This window comes from Moorena sp. SIO4G3 (assembly GCF_010692305.1).
Taxonomy (GTDB): Bacteria; Cyanobacteriota; Cyanobacteriia; order Cyanobacteriales; family Coleofasciculaceae; genus Moorena; species Moorena producens_A.
In genome coordinates this window covers 84,679-91,106 of the sequence record NZ_JAAHIG010000004.1, presented here as the reverse complement: position 1 = coordinate 91,106, position 6,428 = coordinate 84,679, and the positions used below count along the sequence as shown (strand labels likewise).

The following is a 6,428-nucleotide window of genomic DNA, read 5'->3' as shown; positions in this document are numbered from 1 at the left end:
TCATAGGCAGGGCTTTCACCTGCATCCGATAGGTAGTTAGACTTTTCAGGTTTTATCCTGCGCAAGTCCCCAACTCATACCCCTTCAGTCGCTGAAGGCTCCTAGTTGGAACGAGCCGCACCCAGTCCAGCCCCCAATAACTGATGCTGCCCAGCTTGTTGTAAGACTCAGACCTGACGACGCCTAGTTTCTTCATCGTAGACAACAACTCCAATTCAACCGACTTGGTCATTCCCACCACGGGGACGACCTGAGTCGATATCTTTTTTGTTGTGTCTATTTTCAATGGCATCGTTAACTGGCTGTGTCCTATACTTCAAGTATAATCTAGCGCTAGTAAAATGTCTATGTCTGTCTTATACCGTTACATCCCATTTTGTAAGGACTTTTGAGGACTTAAGTGCGAGGCTCGCAGGGGTAGGTTTTTAACAAAGACGTGAGGTGTGGGGTGTGGGTTGTGGGGTGTGGGGTGTGGGGGTGGGTTTGACCCAAATGTAAAAAACCCACCCTTGCAACACTGCCTATTCCTCTTGCTCCATGGGCAGACTTATATCTAAAACTATTAGAAACTTAGCACCAGGCAGCAGCTGTTTCAGGGTCTGGGAATAACCTTTGGCATCACAACAGTTGCGGAACCGAGCGAAAACGACTGGTGGCATCGGTGGTAATAGCCGAATCATGACCCATGGATATAGGCTTGGACGATGGGACATAATATTAAGTTATCTCCTTTACTTTAAGGGGTAGCCAGAGCCAGCCTTCGCCCTTGCAAGTACGTCAGGCTGGCTCTTCCCGTGGATTTGATTGTCCACGGTTTGATTGTAACATAAAAAATATAACATTATAGCATATTTTTAAAAGTTTTGTAACAAATTATTGATCGAGTCGCCAGAGGTATAGCGCTACGCGCTTTTCTGACTTCTGCTATATTTGAGGCTGATTCCCTGTTAGGTGCGCTTGACCCATTAAGAATTAAATTCGCCACGGGTCACACCTCTTGATGCAGCGCAAAGTAGCCGATAATCTATCCAAGATTTCGGCTCTAATAATATATTTAGTTGGCAGGTACCCGATGAGGCGTTCGCGTAGCGTGGCCTTTAGGCCATGGCTTGAGCACCTACTTCATTCTTCTGTGGACAAGCATGTGATTATTTCGAGTCTGGGGCTAACTATTGCACTAATGTTTTTGGGTCTTTATCTATTTCTTTTGTATTTGGGTTTAGGTCGATGTCAGGATAGAGTTTTTGCGCTTCTTGATAGACAGAAATAGCCTCCTCTATTTTTCCCTCTCTTGCTAGCCACCAACCTTGTTTTACCTTCTTTTGTGCGGCTAACAGTAGTGCTACTGTTTTAGAGTCTTTATCTATTTCCCTTGTCTTTGGATTGAGGTCGATGTCAGGATTAAGTTTTTGTGCTTCTTGATAGACAGAAATAGCCTCCTCTATTTTTCCCTCTCTTGCTAGCCACCAACCCTGTTCTACTTTCCATTGTGCAACTAACAGTAGTGCTACTGTTTTGGGATCCTTATCTATTTCCCTTGTCTTTGGATTGAGGTCGATGTCAGGATTGAGTTTTTGCGCTTCTTTAAATTTTTTAACAGCACTCTTGAGATTTGGCTCTTTTTGTGAAATAAAAGCCCGACCAAGTCTTACCAGAAAGTCGGCTTTGGCTTTATCTTCCCAATCGGCATACTTGAGACAGACTTCTCCTGCTTTATTGTCTTGATTATTTTGAGGCGCAACGAGGTCAGGATGAAATTGCAGCTGATTACATCCCTCTTTTAAAGCCTCTTGCCAAGAGTAATTGCCCCACAAACGCACTGTGTTGTCCAAACTGCCACTGAGAATCTGTTTGCCATCTGGACTAAAAGCGATATCATAGACATCATCAGTATGACCTTGTAATGTATGGATTAGTTGACCTGTTTCTGTGTCCCACAAACGCATTGTGTTGTCCTTACTGCCACTGAGAATCTGTTTGCCATCTGGACTAAAAGCGATATCATAGAGATCATCAGTATGACCTTGTAAGGTATGGATTAGTTGACCTGTTTCTGTGTCCCACAACCGCACTGTTCCGTCATAACTGCCACTGAGAATCTGTTTGCCATCTGGGCTAAAAGCGATATCATTGACCCAGCTTGTATAACCTTCAAAGGTATGGATTAGTTGACCGGATTCTGTGTCCCACAAACGCACTGTCCCGTCCCAACTGCCACTGAGAATCTGTTTGCCATCTGGACTAAAACCGATCGCATAGACAGCACTTGTATGACCTTCTAATGTATGGATTAGTTGACCGGTTTCTGTGTCCCACAAACGCACTGTGTTGTCATCACTGCCACTGAGAATTTGTTTGCCATCTGGACTAAAAGCGATCGCAGTGACATAACTAGTATGACCTTCTAATGTATGGAGAGGAAGACCTGTTTCAGGGTCCCACAAACGCACTGTGTTGTCAATATAGAAACTGAGAATCTGTTTGCCATCTGGACTAAAAGCGCTCGTACCGACATCTTTTAATGTATGGATTAGTTTACCTGTTTCTGTATCCCACAAACGCACTGTGTTGTCCCAAGTTCCGACACTGAGAATCTGTTTGCCATCTGGACTAAAAGCGCTCGCACTGACATCTTGTAATGTATGGAGAGTAAGACCTGTTTCGGTATCCCACAAACGCACAGTGTTGTCGTTACTGCCACTGAGAATCTGTTTGCCATCTGGACTAAAAGCGATATCATCGACAAAACTTGTATGACCTTGTAATGTATGGAGAGTAAGACCAGTTTCTGTGTCCCACAACCGCACTGTTCCGTCCCTACTGCCACTGAGAATCTGTTTGCCATCTCGACTAAAAGCGATATCAGTGACCCAACTAGTATGACCTTGTAATGTATGGATTAGAAGACCTGTTTCGGTGTCCCACAAACGGATTGTGTTGTCCTCACTGCCACTGAGAATCTGTTTGCCATCTGGAGTAAAAGCGATCGCAGTGACACGATCCTTATGACCTTCTAGTTGATGGATTAGTTGACCGGAATTTGTGTCCCACAACCGCACTGTCTTGTCACCATTGCCACTGAGAATCTGTTTGCCATCTGGACTAAAAGCGATCGCATAGACACCATCTATATGAACTGGTAATGTATGGATTATAAGACCTGTTTCTGTGTCCCACAAATGCACTATTCCGTCGTTACTGCCACTGAGAATCTGTTTGCCATCTGGACTAAAAGCGATATCAGTGAGACCATCTGTATAATCTTGTAATCTATGGAGAGCTTGACCTGTTTCTGTGTCCCACAAACGCACTCTGTCATAACTGCCACTGAGAATCTGTTTGCCATCTGGACTAAAAGCGATCGCAGTGACACTACTTGTATGACCTTGTAATGTATGGAGAGCTTGACCGGTTTCTGTGTCCCACAAACGCACTGTGTTGTCCTTACTGCCACTGAGAATCTGTTTGCCATCTGGACTAAAACCGATCGCACTGACACCATCTATATGACCAACAAATGTATGGAGAGCTTGACCTGTTTCGGTGTCCCACAAACGCACTGTGTGGTCGTTACTGCCACTGAGAATCTGTTTGCCATCTGGACTAAAAGCGATATCAGTGACACTACTTGTATGACCAACAAATGTATGGAGAGCTTGACCTGTTTCGGTGTCCCACAAACGCACTGTGTTGTCATCACTGCCACTGAGAATCTGTTTGCCATCTGGACTAAAAGCGATATCATTTACAATATCTGTATGACCTTGTAAAAGATTACTTTCTTGAACCTTATCTAAGGCTGTCAATAAGCTAGAATGAACTTCATTGATCACTGTTGGTTGTAAGGATTTTTGGTAATCTTGAATTTTAGCGGTTGATTCAATAGCTTGGAGCAATTCTTCTGTAGTAGGTTTTACTGATAGAGAATACTTGATATTGGCAGCTTGTGCAAGGAAGTCTGAGTTAATTGCCCGTTTACGAGATTGTAAGCCAAAATAAGTCGATAATACTAAACCTGTACCTAACCCCAGCATAACTGCGATCGCAACAACCCAATTCCGACGAGTATTGAAGCTTTTTCGCCTGACGCTACGCTGCACAAACTCAGCTTCCACTTGGTTAAACCAGTTATTCTCAGAATTGAGTACCTTTTTCAACAAATCAAGACGAGGGTTAGCATGCCAAAGAAACTTTGGCTTTTGCTGGCTTTCCCACTCCACCGCTGCAGGAGTCAACCGCCGTTGTAGAAGTAAATTTTCCTCCTCTTTTTGTTTCCACTCCAGCAACCTTTGCCAACCCCGCACCAAAGCATCATGGGCTGGTTCCACATCAGGATTCCCCTCACTATCAAGTCCTTTTACTAATAACCGTGCTGTGCTAAAACGCTCAATTACTTCCTTCACTAAACCATTTTTCTGAGGCGGATATTCCAATTCTGATAACGGTACGCGCCTACGGGCTAACTCACCCCCAGTCAGGGCAACCATCCGCAGCATCACATGACGGATAACTTGGTCATAAGCTGGATTTTCATGAACTAGCGCCTGATATTCTTCATCAGCCCTTTGAGTTAGTGATTGCATTACTCCCCCCAATTCCATATAATCGGCTTCAGTCAACGCCCGGTCAATAGTAATACCGCTGTATTGTGCCTCCCGTTGTCGCGTTAAGTATTTCAGATAAAGTTCGCTCAAGGCAAAAGACAGCAGGGGCAATGCTCCCGGCATATCCGCCACTTCCTCTATTAATTGTTCAACTAAATCGTGGGGCTGAAAATACATCACCCGTGCTTGAGTCGGTTTCTCGATTGCTTCCCTTAGTTCCCCTCGTGTCATCCCTGGCACAATAAATCGTCCGTTGTGCCAACGCTTTTTAAGCAAAGTTTTTCCCACGTTATAGTCTGTGGGGACAAACCTTAAGCCAGCATCCCTGACTTGGGGTTCAAAATCAGAACGTAGGGTTAATACTACCCGTAATTTATCCCGATGGGCATTTATGGCTGTGAGTATCTGTTGGAAAAACTCCTGACGCTCATCTAAGTTTTGACAGAGTGTAATAATTTCTTCGCTTTGGTCAATAAACAGTAATAACTTAGAGTTGGGGTTATTTTTTGCCCAAACATCAATGCTCATTGCCAGGTTATGCTGTGGGTTTTGTGGCTCTACCCCTGGTAAGGTAGCATTACATAGCACATTATTTAACCCTTGCAAGGGAGTCTCACCAGGACGGATGGGTGGCAAAATACACCATTTCTCAGTCTGAGATTGCCGTAGTTTGGGAATTAATCCGGCTTTTACCAAGCTTGATTTACCCGAACCGGAAGCACCCAACACCACTGTCAGGGGATTAGCTTTGACAAAATCCTGTAACTTTTCCACTAGTAATGTTCTACCGAAAAACAGTGAACTGTGTTTCTCGTCAAAGGACTTTAAACCGCGATAGGGATTTTGTGACTCATCTAAAGCTGGTGCGGGGGGTAAATTAAGTTCATGTCCCGGAGAAAGAAAGATATATTCTCCCTTATCGTGCTTATTTAAACACCAAATACCGGGCGTTTGTCGTAGACGGCATTTTTCTGTGGGTATTTCGACTCGATCCCGTAAATATAAATATAATTCTGTGGCTGTAATTACCCCATCTCCAGCCGGTTTACCATTGGTAGCAGGAGGAATTATATCTGCTGCCCCTTCGAGGGCTTCTAATAATGCACTAGCAAAAGGGGAATGATTACCGACTTGACCGCGTACCCTATCTAAATTAAAGTTATCTAAAGCTTTTTGGTCAGAAGCTGAGGAGGTAATAATTTGCCAGGCTGGGTCAGTAATAAAACGGTCGTATCGTTCTTGGTGAATTACTTCTGGCGATGTGAGTAAATCCCTGGTATTCGACCAACGGAAAGCACCAGCAAAACAGCAGTCGAGGATACCCAAGAAATGACGACAGGGTAATTGACTTAAAGCATCGTGTAACTTCGTCATGGGCAGATAACTATTAGTATCCCCCAGTAAAGCATCTTGAGGAATTAAGTAACCCGCCGGGCCATCATCGCCATTGCGAGCGACTCCATGACCAGCGAAGTAAAATAATAAGCGGTCATTTTCAGTGACTTGTTCGGGTAAGGTATGGAATAAAAATTTGTTAAAGTTAGACAGAGTTGCCACTTCGTCTAAGCATACCCAGACTTGGTAATCATGCTTTTTGCGGAGAATTTCCACTAGTTTTTTGGCATCGTTTACGGCGGTGTTCAGGGGGGAAATGCCATTTGTGTAGTTATTGATGCCGGTGATAAAGGCGAGATTGCGAGAAAACATGTTATGCTATAAGCACTTATAAAGATAACTTTAATACTCTTGATTGGGAGCATCAAATCTGGGATGCTCCCTATTTATTCCCCCAAGATAATCTGTTGACTTTACGCAGAAATTATT

2 protein-coding genes and 1 pseudogene are annotated in these 6,428 nt (G+C 43.9%); all 3 read right to left on the bottom strand.

The window, feature by feature from the left end; all coding sequences use genetic code 11:
- Window positions 1–115: 115 nt before the first annotated feature.
- Window positions 116–292: pseudogene (locus F6J99_RS01560) on the bottom strand (transposase); the annotation flags it as partial.
- Window positions 293–521: 229 nt separating this feature from the next.
- Window positions 522–713, bottom strand: a complete 192-nt coding sequence (locus F6J99_RS01555; RefSeq protein WP_293111414.1) for a hypothetical protein — start codon at window positions 711–713, stop codon at window positions 522–524.
- Between the two features lie 456 nt (window positions 714–1,169).
- Entirely contained in the window at window positions 1,170–6,311 is a 5,142-nt protein-coding gene (locus tag F6J99_RS01550) for a caspase family protein (protein WP_293111413.1), read from the bottom strand.
- Between the last annotated feature and the right edge of the window lie 117 nt (window positions 6,312–6,428).

What these genes read in the sequence shown, in the direction of transcription:
- F6J99_RS01555 (WP_293111414.1), bottom strand. Translation starts at nt 713, where the DNA reads ATGTCCCATCGTCCAAGCCTATATCCATGGGTCATGATTCGGCTATTA.
- F6J99_RS01550 (WP_293111413.1), bottom strand. Translation starts at nt 6,311, where the DNA reads ATGTTTTCTCGCAATCTCGCCTTTATCACCGGCATCAATAACTACACA.